The organism is Lentzea flaviverrucosa (genome assembly GCF_003350445.1).
Taxonomy (GTDB): domain Bacteria; phylum Actinomycetota; class Actinomycetes; order Mycobacteriales; family Pseudonocardiaceae; genus Lentzea; species Lentzea californiensis.
In genome coordinates, this window is record NZ_QQAU01000001.1 from 556323 (window position 1) to 578189 (window position 21867).

General features: G+C 70.8%; 23 protein-coding genes. 11 read left to right on the forward strand and 12 right to left on the reverse strand.

The window, feature by feature from the left end:
• Positions 1-44 precede the first annotated feature (44 nt).
• Positions 45-488, forward strand: a complete 444-nt coding sequence (locus DFR72_RS02815) for a hypothetical protein (RefSeq protein WP_090064177.1) — start codon at positions 45-47, stop codon at positions 486-488.
• A gap of 44 nt (positions 489-532) precedes the next feature.
• On the opposite strand, the gene DFR72_RS02820 is transcribed toward DFR72_RS02815, so the two are convergent.
• Entirely contained in the window at positions 533-1129 is a 597-nt protein-coding gene (locus tag DFR72_RS02820) for a TetR/AcrR family transcriptional regulator (protein WP_090064176.1), read from the reverse strand.
• A gap of 49 nt (positions 1130-1178) precedes the next feature.
• Between DFR72_RS02820 and DFR72_RS02825 the strand changes: the two genes are divergently transcribed.
• From DFR72_RS02825 to DFR72_RS02835, 3 genes are all read left to right on the forward strand, one after another.
• Positions 1179-2138 carry a zinc-binding dehydrogenase gene (locus DFR72_RS02825; protein WP_090064175.1) on the forward strand — a complete coding sequence of 320 codons (960 nt, stop codon included), beginning with the start codon at positions 1179-1181 and terminating at the stop codon, positions 2136-2138.
• A gap of 110 nt (positions 2139-2248) precedes the next feature.
• On the forward strand, positions 2249-2893 hold the full coding sequence (locus DFR72_RS02830; RefSeq protein WP_090064174.1) for a dihydrofolate reductase family protein: 645 nt from the start codon (positions 2249-2251) through the stop codon (positions 2891-2893).
• 380 nt (positions 2894-3273) lie between these two features.
• Positions 3274-4617: a glycoside hydrolase family 10 protein gene (locus DFR72_RS02835; protein WP_090064173.1), complete on the forward strand. Its 1344-nt coding sequence runs from the start codon at positions 3274-3276 to the stop codon at positions 4615-4617.
• Between the two features lie 63 nt (positions 4618-4680).
• Here the strand turns inward: DFR72_RS02835 and DFR72_RS02840 are convergent, their stop codons facing one another.
• Positions 4681-6069, reverse strand: coding sequence for a cryptochrome/photolyase family protein (locus tag DFR72_RS02840; RefSeq protein WP_245982459.1), 1389 nt, complete (start codon positions 6067-6069; stop codon positions 4681-4683).
• A gap of 9 nt (positions 6070-6078) precedes the next feature.
• On the opposite strand from DFR72_RS02840, the gene DFR72_RS02845 reads away from it, so the two are divergent.
• The gene (locus DFR72_RS02845; protein WP_143086660.1) at positions 6079-7518 is read left to right on the forward strand and encodes a DUF2867 domain-containing protein; all 1440 of its coding nucleotides are present in this window, start codon (positions 6079-6081) and stop codon (positions 7516-7518) included.
• Between the two features lie 7 nt (positions 7519-7525).
• Positions 7526-8197: an AIM24 family protein gene (locus tag DFR72_RS02850; protein WP_090064171.1), complete on the forward strand. Its 672-nt coding sequence runs from the start codon at positions 7526-7528 to the stop codon at positions 8195-8197.
• A gap of 44 nt (positions 8198-8241) precedes the next feature.
• On the opposite strand, the gene DFR72_RS02855 is transcribed toward DFR72_RS02850, so the two are convergent.
• The gene (locus tag DFR72_RS02855) at positions 8242-9303 is read right to left on the reverse strand and encodes an amidohydrolase family protein (protein WP_090064170.1); all 1062 of its coding nucleotides are present in this window, start codon (positions 9301-9303) and stop codon (positions 8242-8244) included.
• A 61-nt stretch (positions 9304-9364) separates the two neighbouring features.
• Here DFR72_RS02855 and DFR72_RS02860 point away from each other — a divergent pair, with 61 nt between their 5' ends.
• Positions 9365-9820: a MarR family winged helix-turn-helix transcriptional regulator gene (locus tag DFR72_RS02860; RefSeq protein WP_090064169.1), complete on the forward strand. Its 456-nt coding sequence runs from the start codon at positions 9365-9367 to the stop codon at positions 9818-9820.
• A gap of 4 nt (positions 9821-9824) precedes the next feature.
• On the opposite strand, the gene DFR72_RS02865 is transcribed toward DFR72_RS02860, so the two are convergent.
• Complete coding sequence (locus DFR72_RS02865) at positions 9825-10805, reverse strand: helix-turn-helix transcriptional regulator (protein ID WP_090064168.1); 981 nt, start codon at positions 10803-10805, stop codon at positions 9825-9827.
• 113 nt (positions 10806-10918) lie between these two features.
• On the opposite strand from DFR72_RS02865, the gene DFR72_RS02870 reads away from it, so the two are divergent.
• Positions 10919-11386: a VOC family protein gene (locus DFR72_RS02870; RefSeq protein WP_090064167.1), complete on the forward strand. Its 468-nt coding sequence runs from the start codon at positions 10919-10921 to the stop codon at positions 11384-11386.
• Here the strand turns inward: DFR72_RS02870 and DFR72_RS46170 are convergent.
• Together DFR72_RS46170 and DFR72_RS02880 are read right to left on the reverse strand one after the other, a co-directional pair.
• Entirely contained in the window at positions 11383-13281 is a 1899-nt protein-coding gene (locus tag DFR72_RS46170) for a serine/threonine-protein kinase (RefSeq protein ID WP_177224511.1), read from the reverse strand. The genes DFR72_RS02870 and DFR72_RS46170 overlap by 4 nt on opposite strands.
• A 141-nt stretch (positions 13282-13422) precedes the next feature.
• Positions 13423-13857, reverse strand: a complete 435-nt coding sequence (locus DFR72_RS02880; RefSeq protein WP_090064166.1) for a DUF6069 family protein — start codon at positions 13855-13857, stop codon at positions 13423-13425.
• A gap of 106 nt (positions 13858-13963) precedes the next feature.
• Here DFR72_RS02880 and DFR72_RS02885 point away from each other — a divergent pair, with 106 nt between their 5' ends.
• Positions 13964-14527 carry a TetR/AcrR family transcriptional regulator gene (locus DFR72_RS02885; protein WP_177224510.1) on the forward strand — a complete coding sequence of 188 codons (564 nt, stop codon included), beginning with the start codon at positions 13964-13966 and terminating at the stop codon, positions 14525-14527.
• A 147-nt stretch (positions 14528-14674) separates the two neighbouring features.
• On the opposite strand, the gene DFR72_RS02890 is transcribed toward DFR72_RS02885, so the two are convergent.
• The gene (locus DFR72_RS02890) at positions 14675-15388 is read right to left on the reverse strand and encodes an alpha/beta fold hydrolase (RefSeq protein ID WP_090064164.1); all 714 of its coding nucleotides are present in this window, start codon (positions 15386-15388) and stop codon (positions 14675-14677) included.
• Positions 15389-15444: 56 nt separating this feature from the next.
• Between DFR72_RS02890 and DFR72_RS02895 the strand changes: the two genes are divergently transcribed.
• Complete coding sequence (locus DFR72_RS02895) at positions 15445-15858, forward strand: MarR family winged helix-turn-helix transcriptional regulator (protein ID WP_090064163.1); 414 nt, start codon at positions 15445-15447, stop codon at positions 15856-15858.
• A 151-nt stretch (positions 15859-16009) separates the two neighbouring features.
• On the forward strand, positions 16010-16747 hold the full coding sequence (locus DFR72_RS02900) for a D-Ala-D-Ala carboxypeptidase family metallohydrolase (RefSeq protein WP_090064162.1): 738 nt from the start codon (positions 16010-16012) through the stop codon (positions 16745-16747).
• Positions 16748-16801: 54 nt separating this feature from the next.
• Here DFR72_RS02900 and DFR72_RS02905 read toward each other — a convergent pair whose 3' ends face one another.
• From DFR72_RS02905 to DFR72_RS02925, 5 genes are all read right to left on the reverse strand, one after another.
• Positions 16802-17077 (reverse strand): LuxR C-terminal-related transcriptional regulator, encoded by a 276-nt coding sequence (locus tag DFR72_RS02905; protein WP_090064161.1) that lies wholly within the window; start codon positions 17075-17077, stop codon positions 16802-16804.
• A gap of 274 nt (positions 17078-17351) precedes the next feature.
• Positions 17352-18575: an ROK family transcriptional regulator gene (locus DFR72_RS02910; RefSeq protein ID WP_090064160.1), complete on the reverse strand. Its 1224-nt coding sequence runs from the start codon at positions 18573-18575 to the stop codon at positions 17352-17354.
• A gap of 42 nt (positions 18576-18617) precedes the next feature.
• Positions 18618-19625 (reverse strand): sugar phosphate isomerase/epimerase family protein, encoded by a 1008-nt coding sequence (locus DFR72_RS02915; RefSeq protein ID WP_090064159.1) that lies wholly within the window; start codon positions 19623-19625, stop codon positions 18618-18620.
• A 12-nt stretch (positions 19626-19637) separates the two neighbouring features.
• Positions 19638-20777, reverse strand: a complete 1140-nt coding sequence (locus tag DFR72_RS02920) for a Gfo/Idh/MocA family protein (RefSeq protein ID WP_090064559.1) — start codon at positions 20775-20777, stop codon at positions 19638-19640.
• A gap of 47 nt (positions 20778-20824) precedes the next feature.
• Entirely contained in the window at positions 20825-21859 is a 1035-nt protein-coding gene (locus tag DFR72_RS02925; protein ID WP_090064158.1) for a substrate-binding domain-containing protein, read from the reverse strand.
• Between the last annotated feature and the right edge of the window lie 8 nt (positions 21860-21867).

The following is a 21867-nucleotide window of genomic DNA, read 5'->3' on the forward strand; positions in this document are numbered from 1 at the left end:
TCACCCGATAGGGTGGCGTCGTCCGCAGTACGATCTGACGCATCATGGGCCAGCGCAGGAACGACCCCGCACGCAGTGGCGGCGCCGCCATCAACGACCCCCTGCTCACCACGCCGACGGCCAGACTGATGGCGCTGGCGATGGGCACGGACATCCGCGTGTTCGAGGTGCCCGTGGCGCACAGCGCGGGCCTCGCGGGCCTGGTCGGCGTCGGCTCCGGTGCGAACGGCGAGCCGCAGTGCAAGATCGGGCTCACCGACGACCTGGACGACGACCTGCGCGCCGACGTGCTGGCTTTCGGCATCGCGGTGCTCGTCGGCACGCCGGAGGTCCTCGAGAAGAGCCCGGACGGTGTGCTCGGCATCAGCAGGCAGCGGCTGCCTCAGGCGGACAACGGTCCCGGCAACCTGGCCTGGCACATGGTGCAGACGTGCGGGCGCGAGTCGCCGTCGACGACGTTCCGGCTGCTGGTCATCGAGCCCGAGTAGCCCGGACCACACGACCGGGTGAAGCACGGAAAGTCCACACTGGACTACCGGAGCGCCGGCAGCGGGGTGTGGGTGGGCGAGGCTTGGAACGCCTGGATCACCAGTGCCGCGAAGCGCCGGGAGGCGGCGGCGCGGGTGGTCTCCGAGGTGGCGTGGATGCCGCCGTTGGCCATGAGGACCAGGATCAGGTCGTCCAGCACGAAGTCCGGGCGCAGCCCGCCGGCTCGCTTGGCGCGGCGGGCGAGTTCCGCGATCGAGACGAGCGAGCGTTCCCTGTGCGCCGCGAAGTCGATCGCGTGGGGGAAGTTCGCCGTGAAGGCCGTGGTGAAGCCGCGGGCGTGCACCTCGCAGATCTTCTCGATCACCGTGCGGAAGGCTCGCCACGGATCGGGGTCCGCGAGCCCTTCCGCCAGGATGGCGTCGCACGCCTGCATCTGGTCGGAGAACGCCTCCGTGGCCAGCGCCTCCTTGGTCGGGAAGTGGCGGTACAGGGTGGCGGGGCCGACTCCGGCGCGCCGGGCCACCTCGCGCATGGGCGCGTTCAGGCCTTCGGCGGCGAACACCTCGCGGGCCACGTCCAGGATGTGGTCGCGGTTGTAGCGGGCGTCGGAACGCACCTTCTGAGACAAATGGCCGGCCATGCTCTCACTTTAGCCAAGCGGACGGGTGCGTCCGTTTAGCTTCGGTGTCATGAGAGCTGTTGTGGTGCGGGAGTTCGGTGGTCCCGAGGGCATGGAGGTCGTCGACCTCGCGACGCCGAGTCCCGCGAACGGGCAGGTGCTGGTCGAGGTCGAGGCGACCGGGGTGGGTGGGGTCGACGTCGTGATCCGGCGTGGCGATCTCGCCGCGTACGGCTTCCGGGAAGGCCATGTCCTCGGCAGCGAGGTCGCGGGCACGGTGACGGCGGTGGGCGACGGTGTGGACACGTCGTGGGTCGGCCGGCGGGTGTGGGCGCACACCGGCCTCGGCGGCGGGTACGTCGAGCACGCGGTGGCCGCGGCGGAGGAGGTCGTCGCTCTTCCCGCGGGCCTGTCCGCCGCCGATGCCGTGGCGCTCGGGAGCGCCGGGGTGGTGGCGCACTTCGGGCTCGCGCACGCCCGCTTCGCTCCCGGCGAGTCCGTGCTGGTGCGGGGCGCGTCCGGAAGCCTTGGCATCATGACGGTTCAGCTCGCCGCGCAGGGTGGCGCGGGCGCGGTGGCCGTCACCACGTCGTCCGCCGAGCGCGGCGACCGGCTTCGCGCACTGGGCGCCACCCACGTCCTGGACCGCTCCGGCGCCGGCCACGACTCCCCCGCCGGCTACGACGTCATCATCGACGTCGTGGCGGGCGAGGACCTGCCGTCGTTCTTCGACAGGCTCGAGCCGAACGGGCGCATGGTCGTGGTCGGCGCCGTCGGCGGCGAGCCGCCGGACCCCTTCGGCTCGCGGATCGTCGAGCTGTTCCAGAGGTCGTTGTCGTTCGCCACTTTCAGCGCCAACACGGTGCCCGAGTCCAGCAAGCGCGCCGTGCGCACCGCACAGTTCGCCGCCGTCACCCGCGGCGAGCTGAGTGCCCTGGTGCACGAGCGGTTGCCGTTGGAGAAGGCCGAGCTCGCCCACCGGAAGATGGACGCGGGTGAGGTGTTCGGCCGGATCGTGCTGTTCCCGTAGCGGTGACCGGGCGAACTCCGGACTTTGTGACACGCTTCCCGACCAGGACCGATGAGTTCACGCGGCCACCGCGGTCTGACCATCGACACCTGGGAACGGAAGGATGCCCCATGACCCAGCTGGTGAAGGTCCAGAACTTCGTCGTGTCGAGCGACGGGTTCGGTGCCGGCGAGGACCAGACTCTCGAAAGGCCGTTCGGCCACGCCGACCCCGGCACCATGTTCGCGTGGGCGGGCGCCACCGCGAGCTGGCCCAACCGCACCGATCCCGGCGGCACCCGCGGCTTGGACGACTACCTCACCCGCGACTTCGCGCACAACATCGGCGCGGAGATCATGGGCGCCAACAAGTTCAGCCCGCACCGCGGACCGTGGGAGAACCACGACTGGCAGGGCTGGTGGGGCGACGAGCCGCCGTTCCACACGCCGGTCTTCGTGCTGACGCACCACGAACGGCCGTCGTTCACGCTGTCCGACACGACGTTCCACTTCGTGAACGGTGACCCGGCCGGCGTGCTCGAGCTCGCGAAGGAGGCCGCGCGGGGCAAGGACGTCCGGATCGGCGGCGGCGCCACCACGATCCGGGCGTTCCTCGACGCCGACCTCATCGACACCCTGCACGTCGCGGTGTCCCCGGTCGAGCTCGGGCACGGCGTGCCGCTGTGGAAGTCGCCCGACGAACTGCTCGACCGGTTCCACCTCGACGTCGTGCCCAGTTCGAGCGGCGTGACGCATCACCTGTTCTGGCGGAAATGATCTGCAGCAGCCAGCGGAGCCGGGCCGGCGAGCGGCGCGGCTCCGGGCTTCACTTTTCGAAACTTGTTTCGAAACTTTAACACAATTGGCCGCGAAACACCCCGCAGAACGCGCTGAATCGCACCGAATTCCACCATGCCGAACAGGTGGTCTCACCTGCGCGTTCGACGGGCATTCGAAAAGGCATTCACCTCCCTGCCGATGATCGTCCAGGTCAGACGTGCTGCGGCAGAGATCCGAGAAGCACACCTTGATGGGTCGACCGGCGTCGGCTAATACTGGTCAGCGTTTCAGTCGAGCGATGTGGACATGGCGCAGTCCGCACCGTCCGAACCCATTCCACTCGCGTTCTCGCGAGTGCTTCTCAGAAAGCGCCGAACATGACGCTGACAGTGAAGTCAGTAGCACGGGTTTCCCTCGTGTCCACCCTCGTCCTCGCCGCGGCGGGCGCCGCGCTCCTCTCGGCGTCCCCCGCCAGTGGCGCCGCCTCCACGCTCGCCGCGGCGGCCCAGCAGAGCGGACGCTACTTCGGTACGGCCGTGGCCGCGAACAAGCTCGGGGACTCGACCTACACCGGGATCCTCAACCGCGAGTTCGACATGGTCACGGCCGAGAACGAGATGAAGATGGACGCCACTGAGCCGAACCAGGGGCAGTTCAGCTACGGCAACGCAGACCGGATCGTCAACCAGGCGCGCAACCAGGGCAAGCGGGTGCGCGGGCACGCGCTGGCGTGGCACTCGCAGCAGCCCGGCTGGATGCAGAACATGTCCGGTACCGCGCTGCGCAACGCGATGCTGAACCACGTCACGCAGGTCGCCACCTACTACCGGGGCAAGATCTACGCCTGGGACGTGGTGAACGAGGCCTTCGCCGACGGCAGCAGCGGCGGACGCCGTGACTCCAACCTGCAGCGCACCGGCAACGACTGGATCGAGGCGGCGTTCCGCGCGGCACGGGCCGCCGATCCCGGCGCGAAGCTCTGCTACAACGACTACAACACCGACAACTGGTCGCACGCCAAGACCCAGGGCGTGTACCGGATGGTGCAGGACTTCAAGTCCCGCGGCGTGCCGATCGACTGCGTCGGCTTCCAGGCGCACTTCAACAGCGGCAACCCGGTGCCGTCCAACTACCACACCACCCTGCAGAACTTCGCCGCTCTCGGCGTGGACGTGCAGATCACCGAGCTCGACATCGAAGGCTCCGGCAGCAGCCAGGCCCAGCAGTACCAGGGCGTCACGCAGGCCTGTCTCGCCGTGGCGCGGTGCACCGGCATCACCGTGTGGGGCATCCGCGACACCGACTCCTGGCGCGCCTCCGGCACCCCGCTGCTGTTCGACGGCAACGGCAACAAGAAGGCCGCCTACACCTCGGTGCTCAACGTCCTGAACGACGGCACGGGCGGCACCACGCCGCCCACCAGCACCACGACCACGACGTCCAACCCCGGCGGCGGGGGTTGCACCGCGACGTACTCCGAGGGCGAGAAGTGGAGCGACCGCTTCAACGGCCAGGTCACCGTCTCGGGCTCGGACAACTGGATCGTCACGGTCACGGTGAGCTCACCCCAGCGGATCATCGCCACCTGGAACACCAGCGCCAGCTGGGAGTCCGCGAACGTGATGACCGCACGCCCCAACGGCAGCGGCAACAGTTTCGGCTTCACCATCTCGCACGGCGGTAACTGGAACTGGCCCAGCGTCTCCTGCCGCGTCGCCTGACGACGGCTCCGGAGAACGTACCGGCACGGGCCCCACGCGAGCGGGCCCGTGCCGGTACGGCGCTCAGCGCTTCCGGGAACGCGCTGCAGCGAACCTGTCCGCTGCTTCGCGCAGGTCCACGATGGGCGCCGGGTAGTCCAGCGCCTTCCGTTCCTCCTCGGGCAGCGTCCACGGTTCGTGGACGTGCTGCGGGGCCAGATCGGCCAGTGCGGGCAGGTAGCGCTTGACGTAGGTGCCGTCCGGGTCGTAGCGGCGAGCCTGCGCCAGCGGGTTGTGCACGCGGTTCGGGCGGGTGTCGGTGCCCGTGCCCGCCACCCACTGCCAGTTCATCTGGTTGTTCGCGAGGTCGCAGTCCACCAGCAGGTCGACGAAGTGCTGGGCACCGCGCCGCCAGTCCAGGTACAGGGTCTTGCACAGGAAGCTCGCCACGATAAGGCGGGCCCGGTTGTGCATCCAGCCCTCCCGGTCGAGCTGGCGCATCGCCGCGTCCACGATCGGATAGCCGGTGCGGCCGTCCCTCCACGCTTCGAAGTCGCGATCCGAGCGGCGCCAGCGGTCGTTGCGGGTGCGGTAGTCCTTCGTGGCCGATTCGGGGCGGGCGGCCAGCACCTGGTGGTGGAAGTCGCGCCACGCGAGCTGACGGGTGTAGGCCTGGGCGCCCTCGGACGCGGTGCCGGCGCGGTCCAGCAGTTCGGTCACCGACACCGTGCCGAAGTGCAGGTGCGGGGACAGGTGCGAGGTGGCGTCGTCGGCCAGGGCGTCGTGCAGGTCGGCGTAGTCCTCCACGCCGGTGCGCACCCAGTCCGCCATCAGCTCGCGTCCCACGGTCTCGCCGCCCGCGGCCAGTTCCGGTGACGGGGTGCCGTGGTGGAGCCTGCCCGGCGCCTCACCGCTGATCTCGGGCACGGTCAGCCGCCCCGGTGCGCGCAGGACGCCGCGCCGGTGCATGGTCTCCCACCTGCGGAAGTACGGCGTGAACACCGCGAAGTGGTCGCCACCGCCGGACGGGGTGAGCGACAGCGGCGGGACGGCGTTGATCGACTGGTCGTGCACGTGCAGGTCGGCCCCCAGCGCCTCCAGGGCCTCCTCCCGGCGGCGGGCGTACCGGCTGACGTCGGCGGCGACGTGGATCTCGGTGACGTCGTGGGCCCGCACCACCCTGGCGACCTCGTCGGCGAGCTTCCCGCGGCGCACGACCAGTTCGCCGCCGCGGTCGCGCAGCGAGCGGTCCAGGTCGGCGAGGCAGTCGGACAGGAACGCGGCGCGGTTGGCGTTGAAGAACGCCGACGAGACGATCGCGTCGTCGAGCACGAACAGCGGGATGCACCGGTCCGCGGCGGCCGCGGCGTGCAGCACCGGGTTGTCGTGGACCCGCAGGTCACGGGTGAACAGGGCGATCGACGTCGTCACCGGTGAGCGGTACCCGGCGGCCCGGCGCGGCAACCACGTCATCATCCGTTCGTGGGTGGACGGTTGCGTTCGCCCAGGAACGGGCACGTCATGCGGGTGACGACCGACGAAGACGGGCACCCGACGAGGTGCCTCGTGATGGGCGCGACCGGGCACCTCGGATCGCGCCTCGTGCCCGAGCTGCTCCGGCGCGGCCACCAGGTGGCCGTGCTGGTTCGAGACAGCGCGCAGGCGGCGCGGTTCGCCACGAGGGTGATGGTGCACACCGGCGACGCCACGGACCCGCACGCGGTCCGGGAGGCGTTGGAGGGCAACGACGTCGTGTACTTCCTCGTGCACTCGCTGGAACGGCCCGACTTCGCCGGTGTCGACGCCGATGCGGCCGCCGTGCTGGCCGAGGCGGCGGCGGACGCGGCGGTGCGGCAGATCGTCTACGTCGGCGGGCCCCGCCCCGACTCCCCCGGCCTGTCCGCGCACCTCGCCTCCCGGGCCGAGGTCGGTGATGTCCTGACCGCGGGACGGGTGCCCGCACTCGTGCTGCAGGCGTCGATGATCATCGGTGCCGGTTCGGCGAGCTTCGAGCTGCTGCGGTCGACCGCTCGGCTCACGCCGTGGGTACCGGTGCCGTCGTGGATCCACAACACCAGCAGGCCGGTCGCGGTCGCCGACGTCGTGCACCTCCTGGTGGCCGCCGCGGACCTCCCGGAACCGGTCGACGGCGTGTTCGACGTGCCCGGTCCGGAGCGGCTCAGCTACCTGGAGCTGGTGCAGCGGTGTGCTCGGGTGCTGCGGCTCCCGGTCCGAATGCCCGTGCCCGCCCCGTTGTGGTCGCACAAGCTCGCCGCACAGGTCGCCGGTCTGGTGACCCCGGTGCGCGCGGCGGTCGCGGAACCGCTGTTCGCGTCGCTGGAGCACGACCTCGCGGCGGACGGTCCACTCGCCACCGACGTGCTGCCCGCACCGCCCGGCGGCATGACCAGCGTCGACAACGCCATCCGCGCCGCGACCGCCCCGGAGGCCGAGCCGGAGGGCGGCGAGGTGTTCACCGAGGAACGCACGGTGCTGACGGAGGCGTCACCGGAAGACGTCTGGCGCACCGTGAACACTTTGGGCGGCAAGGACGGCTGGCACACCATCCCTCTCGTGTGGACGGTTCGCGGCGCGATCGACCACCTGCTCGGCGGCATCGGGCTGTACCGCGGCCGGGCGCCCGAGGTCGGCGAAGGCGACGTGGTCGACTTCTGGACCGTCGTGCACCGCGACGACGAGGCGAGGCAGCTGGTGTTGCGAGCGGACATGAAGATGCCCGGCCGCACGCTGCTCGACATGCGCGTCGATCGCCAGGGTGACCGCACGCGCTACCGGCAGAAGATCACGTTCACCGCCGACGGACTGCTGGGCCAGTTGTACTGGGTGGCCCAGAAGCCTTTGCACGACGTCGTGTTCGCCACCATGGCGCGCGGGATCGTCAGAAAAGCGTCTGCGGCATGATCTGACCATGCGCAGCTCACTGTTCAACCACGAAGAGCGGGCCGTCGAGCCCGGAAGCTTCCAACTGCAGAACGAACGCATGCTCAAGGTGGACCTCACCGGCAGCGGCGGCTTCTTCTTCGCCAAGCAGGGATCGATGGTCGCCTACCAGGGCGACGTCGACTTCGCCTACGAGGGCAGCGGTGGTCTCGGCAAGCTGTTCAAGAAGGCCTTCACCGGTGAGGGCATGTCGCTGATGAAGGTGTCGGGCAGCGGCGACGTCTTCCTCGCCCAGGACGCGGACGAGATCTTCGTGCTGCACCTGGAGGACGAGGGCGTCACCGTGAACGGCAAGAACGTGCTCGCCTTCGACAGCACGCTCAAGTGGGACATCAACCGCACCGAAGGCGCGTCGATGCTCAGCGGCGGCCTGTTCAACACCACGTTCACGGGCACCGGGGCGCTGGCCGTCACCGCCTACGGCACCCCGGTCGTGCTGAACGTGGACCAGCCGACGTTCGTCGACATGCAGTCGGCCGTCCTGTGGTCCACCTCGCTGCAGTCCACGATCCGCAAGACGGCGAAGCTCGGTGCCGTCATCGGCCGCGGCTCCGGCGAGGCGTACCAGCTCGCGTTGTCGGGTCAGGGCATCGTCGTGGTGCAGGCGTCGGAAGGCCACCCGGTACCGACCGCCCAGTAGTGCTCGAGGTGAACGCAGCCGGGGGCATTCCTCGGCTGCGTCGCTCATCGGACGCGGTCTCCGGCGATCCAGACGCCGGCGATGTTCCGCGTGCCCCCGGACGCCGGGTCGCCGTCGACCAGGAGCAGGTCCGCGCGCAACCCTGCCGCGATCGCACCTCGGCCGCCGAGGCCGAAGACCTGCGCGGGCGATGATGTCGCGCTCGCGAGTGCCTCGATCCGGGTCAGACCGGCGGCCACCAAGAGGTCGAGCTCGTGGTGCAGCGACTCGCCGTGATTCGGGGCGAACGGCGCTCCGGCCGCCGAGTTCGCGTCCGTCCCGGCCAGCACCCGGATGCCGGCGTCGTGGAACGCGGTCACCGTGTCCCGCGCGTACTCGTAGCGGAAACCGGCGGCAGCGAACAGGTTCGCCGTGCCCTCCATCATCGTCAGGGTCGGCACCGACACCATGCCGATCTCCCGCATCCGCGCGATGGTGTCGTCATCGAGGACGGCGTCGAGCGGCGCGTGCATGCTGACGTCCACACCGGACTCCACGGCGACGCGGAACGCACCCGTCGTGACGGAGTGCGCCACGACGAGCAGGCCGTGCTCGTGCGCCGCCTGCACAAGGGCGTTCACGGTCGCCTGATCCATGCCCTCGGGCGGTGCGGCCTCGGTGACGATCTTGACGTAGTCGGCGCCGTCGGCGACGCGCCGTCCGACGAACGCCCGCGCCTCGTCCGGGTTGTTCACGATCCCCTCCGCCGGGAAACCCGGCATCCTCGCGTGGTGACCGCCGGACCCCACCGCCGGGATCGTGGCGCTCAGGATCTGTGCCACGCCCTTCTGCCGTCGCATGTCGTCGACGAACGCGAGCGGCCAGGCGCCCATGTCCAGTCCTGTCGTCACGCCCCAGCGCGCGAGGTCCTCAAGATCGGCCCGGCCGCGCACCGTGTGCACGTGCGCGTCGATCAGACCCGGCAGCAGCACACCTCCCGCCGCATCGACGACTGCGTCGGCGACAGCGGCGTCGTCCGCGAAGACGGACTCCCCGAACACCACCCGCCGCGGCTCGCTCATCGCCGAGCCGTCGAACACCCGCACGTTCTCGATCGCCGTCGTCATCGCGCCTCCCAATTTACCTTTTGCGAAAGCTATCATGAAAGCGATCTGATAGGATCCGCGCATGTCCTCGCTGTCTCTCGCCCAGCACGCCGTGAGGCTGCAAACGTTGCTGGAGCGGCACATCGCCGAAGTGCTCAAGAAGCACGGGCTCTCCCGCAGCGAGCTCGACGTGCTGGGAGCCTTGGCGTCGTGCGGTGATGCCGGCGCACGCCCGCAGGAGCTCTCCTCACAGCTGCTGCTCACCACGGGCGGTATCAGCAACATCCTCCGCAGGCTCGAGAACGACGGTCACATCACGCGCGAGGCGAACCGCACCGACGCACGAAGCAACATCGTGCGCCTTACCCCGCAAGGACATGACGTCGCACGAGAGACCGGGGCGGCCGTCGCCGAGGTGATCGATCGGGTGCTCCACCCCGTCGACCGCTCGTTGATCGACACGGCCGCCGAACTCCTGCACCAGGTCCTCGTCGCGCTCGACGAGGACTCGCCGGTGCACCGCGACCTCTCCCCCTGACCGGTCAGCCGGCCGCCCGTGCCGCGCGCCCGGCCAGTTCGGCGAAGGCGTCGCGCAGTTCCGGCGGCCCGACGACCTCGATCTCGGTGTCGAAGCGCGCCAGCCGGGCGGCGAGCGCGGCCCAGGACCAGGAACCGGCGATCAGCCTCGTCCGGCCCGGCGCCACCTCCTCGGCGGTGCCGTCTCCCGCGAACAGCGCCACCTCGGCCATCGGAAGACCGAGGACGACCTCACCCTGGCAGGGCCAGGCGTCGGCGCCGCCGGAACCCTTGAACCGGGCGGACAGGAACGCCGCGACGTCCCCGCCGGGCACCTCGCGCCGGGTGAAACGGGGACCCGTGGGCACGCGGAGCGTCATCCGGTCCACGCGGTAGGTGCGCCAGTCCTGGCGTTCGTCGCTCCACCCCAGCAGGTACCAGCGTCCACTTCGGATGACGAGGTGGTGTGGCTGCACGCGGCGAGGGGGGTGCGGCTCCGCGTCGTCCGGACGGCCCGGCGGGTGGTAGTCGAACCTCAGTTCCTCGCGGTTGCGGATGGTGGTGCTCAAGGTGAGCAGCACCTCGGTGTCCACCTGCGGAGTCGTGGCGCCGGCCGTGGTGATCTCCAGGGCGCCGACGCGGCGGCGCAGCCGGGACGGCATCACCTGGCGCACGGTCACCAGGGCACGTGCGGCGGCTTCCTCGATGCCGGCGCCCGCGCTGACCGCGATCCGCAACGCCACGGCGAGTGCGATCGCCTGCTCCTCGTCGAACAGCATCGGCGGCATCTGGCTGCCGGCTTCGAGCCGGTAGCCGCCGTCGGGTCCCTTGACCGCGTGCACGACGTAACCGAGCTCGCGCAATCTGTCGACGTCACGGCGCACCGTGCGTTCGCTGACGGCCAGGCGTTCCGCGAGCAGGCCTCCCGGCCAGTCGCGGCGTGCCTGCAGCATCGACAGCAGCGCCAGCAGGCGCGCGGAGGTGGTCGTCGAGGAAGCCGTCGGCATGGTTCTCAGTCTGGCAGGAGAAGCGGACGTTCCCTGTCCGCTACCGCTGACATCGTCGTTCGTGTCGCCGGAGACCTCCAGCGGCGAGAACCACTCGTGAAGGACCGGACACCATGTCGCTCAACGCAGTCACCCACCTCAACTTCCGCGGCCAGGCCAGGGAGGCACTGGAGTTCTACCGGTCGGTGTTCGGCGGCCAGGCCACCATCGCCACCTACGCCGACTTCGGCATGCCCGCCGACCTGCCGGGCGCCCGGAACGTGGTCTTCGGCCAGGTCGTCGCCGGCAACGGCTTCCGCGTCATGGCCTACGACGTGCCCGGCGAGAACGTCCCGTTCGTCCAGGGCGAGCCCACCACCCACCGGGCGAACGGCGCCACGATCACCACGGAGCCGTTCTTCCTGTCCGTGCGCGGCGAGTCCGTCGAGGAGGTCGCCACTCTTTGGAAGGGCCTCGCCGACGGTGCCTCAGTCATCGAGGAGTTCGGCCCCGCGCCGTGGGCGCCGGGCTTCGGCATGCTCACCGACCGGTTCGGCGTGACGTGGATCCTCGACGTCACGGCCGATCACGCGCAGGGCTAGAACGCCGACAGGATCTGGTGGTTCCACCACAGGTCGAGCTTGTCGAGGGTCTCGACGTCGCCCGGTTTCTTCAGCGTGCCGATGGTGAGGTTCCTGGTGTCGACCCACCAGACCTGGGCGTTGCCACCGTCGAGGAAGCAGGTGGTGAACTCGTTCGGCAGCGGGCCGGAGACGTCGCGGTAGAAGAGCGCGTAGTGGATGGGGTCGGACTTGGGCCGGCATCCGCCGCGCTCGTCCATCCGCGGGATGCCCCGGCTCGTCACCACTGCCAGGAAGAACGCGTTCTGCTTGGCCTGGTCGGCGAACAGGCGGAACTCGGCCTCGGCCGGCGGCGGGGCGTACGGGTCGTCGACGGTCACGGTGGTGCAGCGGACGGTGGCGACAGTGTCCTGGTCGGGAGCGGTGGGCACGCAGGACTTGGCGTTCTGGTAGACGAGCGGCAGGGCGGCCAGCAGCGCGTCGTCCTGCGGCGTCCGGGTCCGGGTGGCGCTCGTGGTCGTGGTGGTGGTCGTCGTCGTGGTCGTGGTGGCCGGGGTGCTGCTGAACGTGCTGGACCCGCGGGTCTTGTCGCGGTTCCCCCAGATCACCATGGTCGTGACGAACGCCACCGCGACCGCGAGGACGACGCCGGCGATGGCGATCCGCTGGGCAGGGCGGGGCCGGACGCGGGCCGGTGGGTACGGCGGTGGGTTCACGACCTGCTGAGGGCCGGTCGCGATGTGCTGGGCCGGCGCCCAGGGCCGGGGTGTGGGCGGCTGGGGGAACTGGGGACGGCCCTGCGGGACCGGAGCGGCGGGCCGTGGCCAGCCGCTCGGGGGTCCGGCGTGCCCGCCCGGCGGAGTCGGAGGGCCGGAGGGGCCGGGCTGTCCCGCGGGAGCGGCGAACCCTCCGGACGGGGTGGCGGCACCGGGCGCGGGAGCGGAACCCGCGAGCCCTGCAAGCGGAGTCGCGCCGCCGGCCTGCCCGAACTGCCCTGCGGGTGGAGCCGTGCCGGCGGCCGGCCCGGGGTGTCCTGCGGGTGGAGTCGTGCCGGCGGCCGGCCCGGGGTGTCCTGCGGGCGGCGTCCCGCCAGGTCCGGAACCGGCCAGTGCCTCGGCTGCCGCCCGCGCGAACGCGCCCGCCGTGGCGTAGCGGTCGGCCGGGTTCTTGGCCATGCCCTTCGCGATGACGTCGTCCAGCGCCGCCGGGACCGCCGGGTTCAGCGGGGACGCCTTGGGCGGCGTCTCGTTCAGGTGTGCCCAGATCTGGGCGGCGGTGCCGTCCGCGCTGAACGGGCGGCGGCTCGTCAGGCAGGCGAACAGGACGCACGCGAGGGCGTACACGTCCGCGCGGCCGTCCACCGGGCCGCTCTCGAAGCGTTCCGGGGCCATGTAGTCGAGGGTGCCGACCACGGAGCCGGACGCGGTCAGGCTGGTCGCGGCCGGTGAGACGCTGCGGGCGATGCCGAAGTCCACCAGGTACACGAAGTCGCCGGAGGTCACGAGGACGTTCGACGGCTTCACGTCGCGGTGCACGAGGCCGTCGGCGTGCGCGGCGTCCAGGGCGCTCGCCACCTGGTCGACGATGCGCACGGCCCGTGCCGGCTCGACGGTCCCCTCGCGGATCACGTCCGACAGGTCGGCGCCCTCCACGAGCCGCATGTCGAGGTAGAGGCGGTCGTCGATCTCGCCGTAGGCGTGGATGGGGATGACGTGCGGTTCGCGCAGGCGGGCGACGATCTGCGCCTCGCGGCGGAAGCGGGCGCGGTAGTCCTCGTCGTCGTGGTAGCCGGGCGACAGCCTCTTGAGCGCCACGAACCGGTCGTGCGCCGTGTCGTAGGCCCGGTGCACCTCACCCATCCCGCCGCGACCGAGCAGCTGCTCGATCCGGTACGGCCCGAACGTCTCTTCCGTCATGGTCCTCGTTGTCCCGAGCGTCGCGTCCGTTCGAGTCGACGCGCGCCGGCCGCCGCGCGTTCCACCGGACAGCAGCCTACAAATCCGCGAGCCGCCTGGTTCGCGGAGGAGGCGCTCGGACGTTCGGACGCCGCGCCGGTCCTACCGGGCGGGAAGCGGGAGAACGCGCGACAGCACGGGCACCGTGGCAGCGGCGACGACGGTGTGCATCGCGATCAGCGCGACCGAGTTCGCCACCGCGGCGCCGCCCGCGAGGATGCCCAGGTCCGGGATCCAGGAGAGCACGACGACAACGGGCACGAGGACGCGCAGCACGCGCCTCGGGTCACGGGCGGAGCGGCGTACGAGGTACCAGCCGAGCGTGCCGAGCAGGACGCCGATCACCGTGGCCGGCGCGTACTCCGCGAAGGCCAGGCCCATGCGTTCGGTGCCCGCGGGGACGAACTTGCCCGCGACCAGTGCGATCAGGGCGTTGACCGCGATCGAGACCGCGGCGGCCCCCAGGAGGCCGACGACGACCTCTCCGGCGCTGGGCGCGAGCACTGAGGAGCGAGCCGGGAAGCTGGTGTCGGCCATGAGCCCTGTCCTTCGATAGGATTAATTGCAAGCGGTCACTTGCAAACAAGGTAGCCATCCGGTCACGCTGATGCAAGTGCTCACTTGCATATACCGAGGAGGGTGCGTGGCCGGCCGGGTGACCGACGAGACGGTGTTCGACGCGGCGCTGGCGGTGATCGCCGAACAGGGGTACGAACGGGCGACCACCCGCGCGATCGCCGACGCCGCCGGGATCAACGAGGCGACGCTGTTCCGCCGGTTCACCTCGAAGCAGAACCTGCTGCGGCAGGCCGTGCGCAGCAACTTCACGGGCTTCGCGCTCGACCTCGACGCACCGGGCGACGACGTGGCCGCCGACCTGACCACGATCGTGAGCTACTACTCCCGGCTCTACGAGACGCGCGGCGGCGTGGTGCTCACTCTGATGCGGGAGGCGAAGTTCAGCCCGGAGGTGGCCGCGGTCCTCTCCGAACCGGAGAGGCTGCTGGAGCGGGTGGACGCCGTCATCCTCCACCACCAGCGGCGGGGCGCCCTCGTCGTCGAGCCGCCGCGGCACACGTTCTTCGCACTGGTCGGGCCGGTGATGATGCGGTCCATCGCGCGACGTGTGGACCAGCGGGCCACCCAGGCGCCCGCCGATCCCGAGGCCGTCGTGCGCCGGTTCCTCGACGGGCACCGGCCGGACTAGTGCGGTGACCACGAACCTCCACCGGGTCTTCCGGCGCTCAGCAGGGCGCCTCGCGGCACCGCCCCCGCGCCCTCGTACGTCCAGTACCCGGGACGCGGGGACGGCACCGCGATGCACCCGTCCGACCGGCGAAATACCAGGTGAAGGTTAGTGGCCACCGCACTGGGCGCCGTCCAGGACGGACGTGATGGCGGCGAGCAGTTCCTCGGACGTCTCGACCTGCGGCAGGTGGCCGGTGCGGGGAAGCAGGGTGAACGTCGCCGACGGGATCGCGGCCGCGAAGGCCTTGCCGTAGGCGGGGTCGACGATGCGGTCGCTCTCGCCCCACAGCACGTGGACGGGGATCTTCACGTCGGCGAGCCGGCCGAGCAGCGACGGATCCGCCATGGACGGTCCGGCGTACCCGATCAGCGCCCGCACGTCCGGGCTCGGACCCGTGCTGCCCGCAGGCGGCACGGGCAGCCTGGAGGGGTCGTGGAACGAGAACGAGCGGATCTCGGCGGCGCTCAGGCCGCTGACGTCGGTCATGGGGTGGCCGTCGACCACGGCGCCGATCCCGTTGACGATCACCGCGCCAGTGACGCGCGGGCTCCCGCACAGCGCGATCTCGGCGGCCAGCCAGCCGCCGAACGAGTTGCCGACGACCACGACGTCCGTCAGGTCCAGCTCGTCCAGCATCGCGACGTAGTACCGCGCCAACTCGCGGATGCCGGTCAACTCGGCCGGTCTGGGAGTGCCGCCGAACCCGGGATGGGTCGGCGCGAGGACTTCGGCTTGCGTGCGTTCGGCCAGCAGCGCGGCGAACGCGGTCATCGTGGGGGCACCGCCCCCGCCGTGCAGGAGCAGGTACGTCTGAGCCATATAAGCAACCTTAGATAAGGATACTTATATAAGCAACGTTGGTTAAGCTGGGCGGCGTGAAGCACCACCCAGCCGACGTCGCGCTCGCCGTGAAGCGCCTGCAGCACCGCCACCACCGCTCGCTGACCCAGGTGCTGGCGCCGCTCGGGTTGTCCCTCGTGCAGTGGGACACCCTGCGCCACCTGCACCGTCGGCCGGACGCCTCGCTGCACGACCTCGCGGTGCTGACGTTCCAGACCGACCAGTCCTTCGGCTCGCTGGCGGTGCGCATGGCCGAACGCGGACTGATCGAACGGGTTGCGGGTCCGGGCAGGGCCGTGCGCCACCGCCTCACCGAGGAGGGCGCCCGGCTGCGGGCCGAGGGACAGGCCTTGGCCGACGGTGTCGTCGAGTCGTCGTTCAGCGCACTGTCGCCCGCCCAGCTCGACCAGTTGGGGGACCTGCTGCAGGTCGCGCTCGGGAGCGACTGAAAGTCCCTTGTGGACGATCATGGCGTTCGCCATGACGGCCGTTCGGGTGGTTTCTCCTCGCCACACTCGAAGTTCATTTGGTTGCTCATTGACAGATCCGGCGGATCCTCGACACGCTGCACCTCCCTGTGATCGAAAGGTGCCGCTTGTCATGAAACTCCGTTTCCTCTTACCGGTCCTCGCCTTGCTCTCCGCCGTGGTCGTCACCCCCGCCGCCGCAGCTCAGGCGGATCCCATCTCGGCCGCCGACGCCTGCTACACCTGGGGCCGCACCCTGTCGGAGGGAGCGTCGGGCGAGGACGTGCGCCAGCTGCAGATCCGGGTCGCCGGCTACCCCGGTTACGGCGGCGTGCTGGGCCTCGACGGGCAGTTCGGGCCCGCCACCAAGGCGGCCGTGACCCGGTTCCAGCAGGCCTACGGCCTCGGCGCCGACGGCATCGCCGGGTCCGCGACGTTCACGAAGCTCTACGCGTTGCAGGACAACGACTGCACGCCCGTCAACTTCTCCTACGACGAGCTGAACAACTGCAACTCCGACTGGTCGGGCGGCAACGTCTCGGCGGCGACCGCACGCGCCAACGCCCTGGTGTCCATGTGGAAGCTGCAGGCGATGCGGCACGCCATGGGCGACAGGCCGATCGACGTCAACGGCGGCTTCCGCAGCGTCTCGTGCAACAACGCCGTCGGCGGCGCGACCGGAAGCCGCCACCTCTACGGCGACGCCGTCGACCTGGGCGCCGGCCCGCAGGGCTTCTGCGCACTGGCGAAGCAGGCCCGCAACCACGGCTTCAACGAGATCCTCGGCCCGGGCTACACCGGCCACAACGACCACGTGCACGTCGCGCACAAGTCCAGCCGCTTCTGGTCCGCACCGAGCTGCGGCATCTAGTCACACCGCTCGACCAGCCACACCACACGACGGCTCCCGCACGGGAGCCGTCGTTCACTCCCCCACGGCCTGCGCCCGCGGGGGCACCGCGAGCCAGTCCAGCTCGGCGGCGAGCACGCCGAGCTGGAACCTCGACTGCACTCCGAGCATCGACTGCAGGCGCGCGATGCGCCGGTTCAGGGTGCGGAGGCTGACGTCCAGCTCGCGGGCGATCGCACGGTCGGTCGCGCCGGTGCGCATGAGCCGCAGCAGGCGCTGAGTCGCCATCGTGGGCTCCTGGCCCACGGACAGGTGGGTGACCACCCCCGGTGTTAAGCGGGTCACAGTCATAGGGCGACTGTATGCCGGACTATTGGCGATCGTCAATCAAAAGTCGGCACTTCGCTGTCACATCACAGCTATCTTCAGGCTGAACGCCGCCAATACCAGGGCGTGCATGATCGCTGCCCCTCGCCGGAGCAGACGGACAACCGGTGGATGGCGCGCCGAGGCAGGCGCCGGAAGACGGTTCGAGAAGACGCACAGTCAGAAGCTCGAAGACCGCGCCGCAGCACCCCTCATACCGAGCCGAGACGCCATCGCGGCGAGACTCGAACGACGGCGCCTACGTGGCGCTGGAAGAGAGCTGCACCTCAGGCGCGGCGGCACCGGCGGCGACCTCGCCCAGCCGTGCGTCCAGCACCTCCGGCGACAGCACGTGCCGCACCACCATCGCCGCGGCGCCCAGCGCACCGGCGGTCACACCGGCACCCGAGGCGACGATGCGGAGGTTCTCCGTGGCCAGCGGCAGCGAGCGGCGGTAGATGGACTCGCGCACGCCCGCCAGCAGCATCTCGCCCGCCTCCGCGAGCAGGCCGCCGATGACCACGAGCGACGGGTTGAACATGCTCACGCAGCCGGCGAGCACCTCACCGATGTCCCTGCCCGCCTGCCGCACGACGCGGCCCGCCTCGAGGTTGCCGGCCCTGACCAGGCCGACCACGTCGGCCGTCGAGTCTGCGGGGTGGCCGAGGTCGCGCAGCTTCGCGGCCAGCGCGGGGCCGGCGGCGACCGCTTCCAGGCAGTCGGTGTTGCCGCAGCGGCAGAGCGCCTCGCCGCCCTGGGGCACCCTGATGTGGCCGAGGTCGCCCGCGGCGCCCGCCGCGCCCCGGTGCAGGACGCCGTTGCTGATCAGGCCCGCGCCGATGCCGGTCGCCGCCTTCACCACGATCATGTGCCGCACGTCCGGGTGCGAGGCGGTGTGCTCGCCCAGGGCCATGAGGTTGACCTCGTTGTCGACCAGGACGGGCACGTCGAACTCCGCCGCGATCGCCGCGGGGACGTCGAAGCCGTCCCAGCCCGGCATGATCGGCGGGTTGTTCGGGCGGCCACTGGAGTGCTCGACCGGGCCCGGGAGGCCGATGCCGACGCCCGCGATCTCCGCAGGACCGACCGTGCGCAGCAACGAGCGCCAGGTCGTGACGAGGAGCGGGAGTATCGCCGCCGGGCCGTCCGCCACGTCGAGGTCCACCTGCTCGACGGCCAGCAGCCGGCAGGCCAGGTCGGAGATGGCCACGGTGGCGTGGGTGGCGCCCACCTCGGCGGCGAGCACGAGGTGGGCGGACGGGTTGAAGCCGAACCTGCCGGCCGGGCGGCCGCCGGTCGACTCCCCCGTGCCGCTGCCCGTCACCAGGCCGGCGGCCACCAGCAGGTCCAGCCTGGCGCGCACCGTGGAACGGGCGAGGCCGGTCGCGGCCACGATCTCCGCTCGGGTGCGCGGGCTGCCGTCCATCAGCATGCGCAGCACTGCGGCCGGCGAACCCGCCTCGACACCCAAGGTGCTCTCCATCGAACAATTGTCACATCGGCACGGGAAGGTGGTTCGCGGTCGTCACCCGCCGGAGCTGAACGCGGCGTCGAACGAGGCCGACGGCGGGTCGAAGGCGTTGCGGCGGATGAACTCCAGCGCCTCGGGGGCTCCGGTGAGCCGGTCCATCCCCGCGTCCTCCCACTCGACGCTGATCGGGCCGGAGTAGCCGATGGTGTTGAGCATCCGGAACGACTGCTCCCACGGCACGTCACCGCGTCCGGTGGAGACGAAGTCCCATCCGCGCCGCGGGTCTCCCCACGCCAGGTGCGAGCCCATCCGGCCGTTGCGGCCGTTGCCGACCTGGCGCCGGGCGTCCTTGCAGTCGACGTGGTAGATCCGGTCGCGGAAGTCCCACAGGAACCCGACGGGGTCGAGGTCCTGCCAGACGAAGTGCGACGGGTCCCAGTTGAGGCCGAACGCGGGCCGGTGCCCGATCGCCTCCAGCGCCCGGACGGTCGTCCAGTAGTCGTAGGCGATCTCGGACGGGTGGACCTCGTGCGCGAACCGCACGCCCACCTCGTCGAACACGTCCAGGATCGGGTTCCAGCGGTCGGCGAAGTCCTGGTAGCCCGCGTCGATCATCGAGGCGGGGGCCGGCGGGAACATCGCGACGGTCTTCCAGATCGACGAGCCGGTGAACCCCACGACGGTGTCGACGCCGAGCTTGGCCGCGGCCCGCGCGGTCGCCTTCATCTCCTCCGCCGCCCGCTGCCGCACCCCCTCGGGGTCCCCGTCGCCCCAGTTGCGGGCGGACAGGATGCCCTGGTGCCGCTCGTCGATCGGGTCGTCGCACACGGCCTGGCCGGTGAGGTGGTTGGAGATCGTCCACACCTTCAGGTCGTGCTTGGCGAGGATCGCGAGCCGGTCCGCGACGTAGTCGTCGTCCTCCGCGGCCCGCCACGGGTCGAGGTGGTCGCCCCAGCAGGCGATCTCCAGGCCGTCGTAGCCCCAGCCCGAGGCCAGCCGGCAGACCTCCTCGAACGGCAGGTCGGCCCACTGGCCGGTGAACAGCGTGATCGGACGTGCCATCTCAGTCCTTCCTCAAACCTGCTGCCACGTGCGGGATTCAGCACTCGCCTCGACTGCGGCCAGGACGCGCTGCACCCGCAGTCCGTCGTCGAACGTCGGCGTGGGGTCGGTGCCCGCGGCCACCGCCCGCACGAGGTCGACGGCCTGGTGGGTGAACGCGTGCTCGTAGCCCAGGCCGTGCCCGGCGGGCCACCAGGCACCCACGTACGGGTGCTCCGGCTCGGTGACCATGATCCGCCGGAACCCGGCGACGGCGGAGTCCTCGGTGCCGTCGAAGAACTGCAGCACGTTCATGTCCTCGAAGTCGAACGCCAGGCTGCCCTTCGAGCCGTTGATCTCGATGCGCAGCGCGTTCTTGCGGCCGTTGGCGAAGCGCGTGGCCTCGAACGAGCCGAGCGCGCCGCCGGTGAAGCGCGCCAGGAACAACGCGGCGTCGTCCACGGTGACGGGACCGGTCTGCCCGGTCGCGGCGGTACCGGACAGACCGGAGTGCGCGGAGGCCAGGGGACGCTCCGGCACGAACGTCACCAGCGTCCCCATCACCTCGCTGATGGTGTCGCCGAGGACGAACTGGGTGGCGTCGACGATGTGCGCGCCGATGTCGCCCAGCGCGCCGGAGCCCGCCTTCTCCTTGTCCAGCCGCCAGGACAGCGGTGCGGCCGGGTCGACGATCCAGTCCTGCAGGTACTGGGCGCGCACGTGGTGGATGCGCCCCAGCCTGCCCTGGGCGACCAGGTCGCGGGCCAGGCCCAGGGCGGGCACCCGCCGGTAGCTGAACCCGACCATGGCCCGCACCCCGCGCTGCGCGGCGCGTCCGGCGGCCTCGGCCATGGCGACGGCCTCGGCGACGCTGTTGGCCATCGGCTTCTCGCACAGCACGTGCTTGCCCGCCTCCAGGGCGGCGACCGCGATCTCGGCGTGCGTGTCACCCGGCGTGCAGATGTCCACCACGTGCACGTCGTCGCGGTCCAGCACGGACTTCCAGTCGGTCACGGCCTCCGCCCAGCCCAGGCGTTCGGCGGCGGCCGCGGTGCGCTCGGCGTCGCGGCCGCAGAGCACGGACATCACCGGTCGCAGCGGCAGGTCGAAGAAGCGCGGCGCGACCCGCCACGCCTGGGAGTGCGCGGCTCCCATGAAGGCGTGGCCGATCATCGCGATGCCCAGCTCCGGCGTCGTCACAATGCGGTCCTCTCGGTTTCTCAGGACTCGAAGGCGGTCGGCAGGTAGCGGTCGACGTTGTCCTTCGTGACGACCGGTGCGTAGAGCTGGACCTGCCGGGGCACCTCCACCTCGACCAGGTCGCCGAGGGCCTTGCCCTGCACGGCGAGCCGCGCGAGCCGGATGCCGTCGGCGCCCTGGGTGGACGGGTAGATCACGGTCGCCTTGTGCGGGCCGTTGTCCGCCTTGATCTCACGCATCACGTTGGCCGATCCCGCGCCGCCGACCATGAAGAACTCGCTGCGGCCGGAGTTCTTGATGGCGGCGGTGACGCCGACGCCCTGGTCGTCGTCGTGGTTCCAGAGGGCGTCGATCTTGGGTGCGGCCTGCAGCAGGTTCGCGGCGGCGCGCTCACCGCTCTCCACGGTGAACTCGGCGGCCACGCGGTTGCCGACCTTCAGCCCGCAGCCCGCGAGCGCCTCCGCGAAACCCTTGCTGCGGTCCTGCGTCAGCGGCAGCGAGTCGATGCCGGCGATCTCCGCGACCACGGAGCCCGGCTTGTCCTTGAGCCGCTCGCAGACGTACGTGCCGGCGGACACGCCCATGCCGTAGTTGTCGCCGAGCACGGTGGACCGCGCGGCGAACGGGCTGTCGAACTGGCGGTCGACGTTGATCACGGTGATGCCGGCCTTCATGGCCTTCAGCGCGACCGGGGTGAGCGCCGCGCCGTCGAACGGCAGCAGGACGATCGCGTCCACCTTGTCGTTGATGAACGTCTCGACCTGGCTGATCTGGAGGTTGGGGTCGTTGGTGCCCTCGACGACGCGCAGCTCGACGTCGGAGTACTTGCCGGCCTCCTTCTTGGCGGCGTCGGTGATCGCGGCCATCCAGCCGTGGTCGGCGGCCGGTGCGGAGAAGCCGATGACGACCTTCTTGCCCGGCTCGTCGTTGGCGACCTTCACACCGCCGCCCTGGTTCCCGCCGCCCTGGGGCTCGGGGGTGTTGCCCGTGCACGCGGTGAGCGCGACGCCGAGTGTCAGCACGGCGGCGAATCGGACGACTCTCTTGTGTTGCATGGGTTTCT

Excerpts from the sequence above, each read along its gene's own strand:
- DFR72_RS02890 (WP_090064164.1), bottom strand. The coding sequence starts at position 15,388 with ATGGCTCAGACGTACCTGCTCCTGCACGGCGGGGGCGGTGCCCCCACG.
- DFR72_RS02860 (WP_090064169.1), top strand. The coding sequence starts at position 9,365 with ATGTCCTCGCTGTCTCTCGCCCAGCACGCCGTGAGGCTGCAAACGTTG.
- DFR72_RS02825 (WP_090064175.1), top strand. The coding sequence starts at position 1,179 with ATGAGAGCTGTTGTGGTGCGGGAGTTCGGTGGTCCCGAGGGCATGGAG.
- DFR72_RS02840 (WP_245982459.1), bottom strand. The coding sequence starts at position 6,069 with ATGACGTGGTTGCCGCGCCGGGCCGCCGGGTACCGCTCACCGGTGACG.
- DFR72_RS02855 (WP_090064170.1), bottom strand. The coding sequence starts at position 9,303 with ATGACGACGGCGATCGAGAACGTGCGGGTGTTCGACGGCTCGGCGATG.
- DFR72_RS02850 (WP_090064171.1), top strand. The coding sequence starts at position 7,526 with ATGCGCAGCTCACTGTTCAACCACGAAGAGCGGGCCGTCGAGCCCGGA.
- DFR72_RS02820 (WP_090064176.1), bottom strand. The coding sequence starts at position 1,129 with ATGGCCGGCCATTTGTCTCAGAAGGTGCGTTCCGACGCCCGCTACAAC.
- DFR72_RS02925 (WP_090064158.1), bottom strand. The coding sequence starts at position 21,859 with ATGCAACACAAGAGAGTCGTCCGATTCGCCGCCGTGCTGACACTCGGC.
- DFR72_RS02915 (WP_090064159.1), bottom strand. The coding sequence starts at position 19,625 with ATGGCACGTCCGATCACGCTGTTCACCGGCCAGTGGGCCGACCTGCCG.
- DFR72_RS02865 (WP_090064168.1), bottom strand. The coding sequence starts at position 10,805 with ATGCCGACGGCTTCCTCGACGACCACCTCCGCGCGCCTGCTGGCGCTG.
- DFR72_RS02880 (WP_090064166.1), bottom strand. The coding sequence starts at position 13,857 with ATGGCCGACACCAGCTTCCCGGCTCGCTCCTCAGTGCTCGCGCCCAGC.
- DFR72_RS02815 (WP_090064177.1), top strand. The coding sequence starts at position 45 with ATGGGCCAGCGCAGGAACGACCCCGCACGCAGTGGCGGCGCCGCCATC.
- DFR72_RS02905 (WP_090064161.1), bottom strand. The coding sequence starts at position 17,077 with ATGACTGTGACCCGCTTAACACCGGGGGTGGTCACCCACCTGTCCGTG.
- DFR72_RS02900 (WP_090064162.1), top strand. The coding sequence starts at position 16,010 with ATGAAACTCCGTTTCCTCTTACCGGTCCTCGCCTTGCTCTCCGCCGTG.
- DFR72_RS02870 (WP_090064167.1), top strand. The coding sequence starts at position 10,919 with ATGTCGCTCAACGCAGTCACCCACCTCAACTTCCGCGGCCAGGCCAGG.
- DFR72_RS02835 (WP_090064173.1), top strand. The coding sequence starts at position 3,274 with ATGACGCTGACAGTGAAGTCAGTAGCACGGGTTTCCCTCGTGTCCACC.
- DFR72_RS02910 (WP_090064160.1), bottom strand. The coding sequence starts at position 18,575 with ATGGAGAGCACCTTGGGTGTCGAGGCGGGTTCGCCGGCCGCAGTGCTG.
- DFR72_RS46170 (WP_177224511.1), bottom strand. The coding sequence starts at position 13,281 with ATGACGGAAGAGACGTTCGGGCCGTACCGGATCGAGCAGCTGCTCGGT.
- DFR72_RS02920 (WP_090064559.1), bottom strand. The coding sequence starts at position 20,777 with ATGATCGGCCACGCCTTCATGGGAGCCGCGCACTCCCAGGCGTGGCGG.
- DFR72_RS02830 (WP_090064174.1), top strand. The coding sequence starts at position 2,249 with ATGACCCAGCTGGTGAAGGTCCAGAACTTCGTCGTGTCGAGCGACGGG.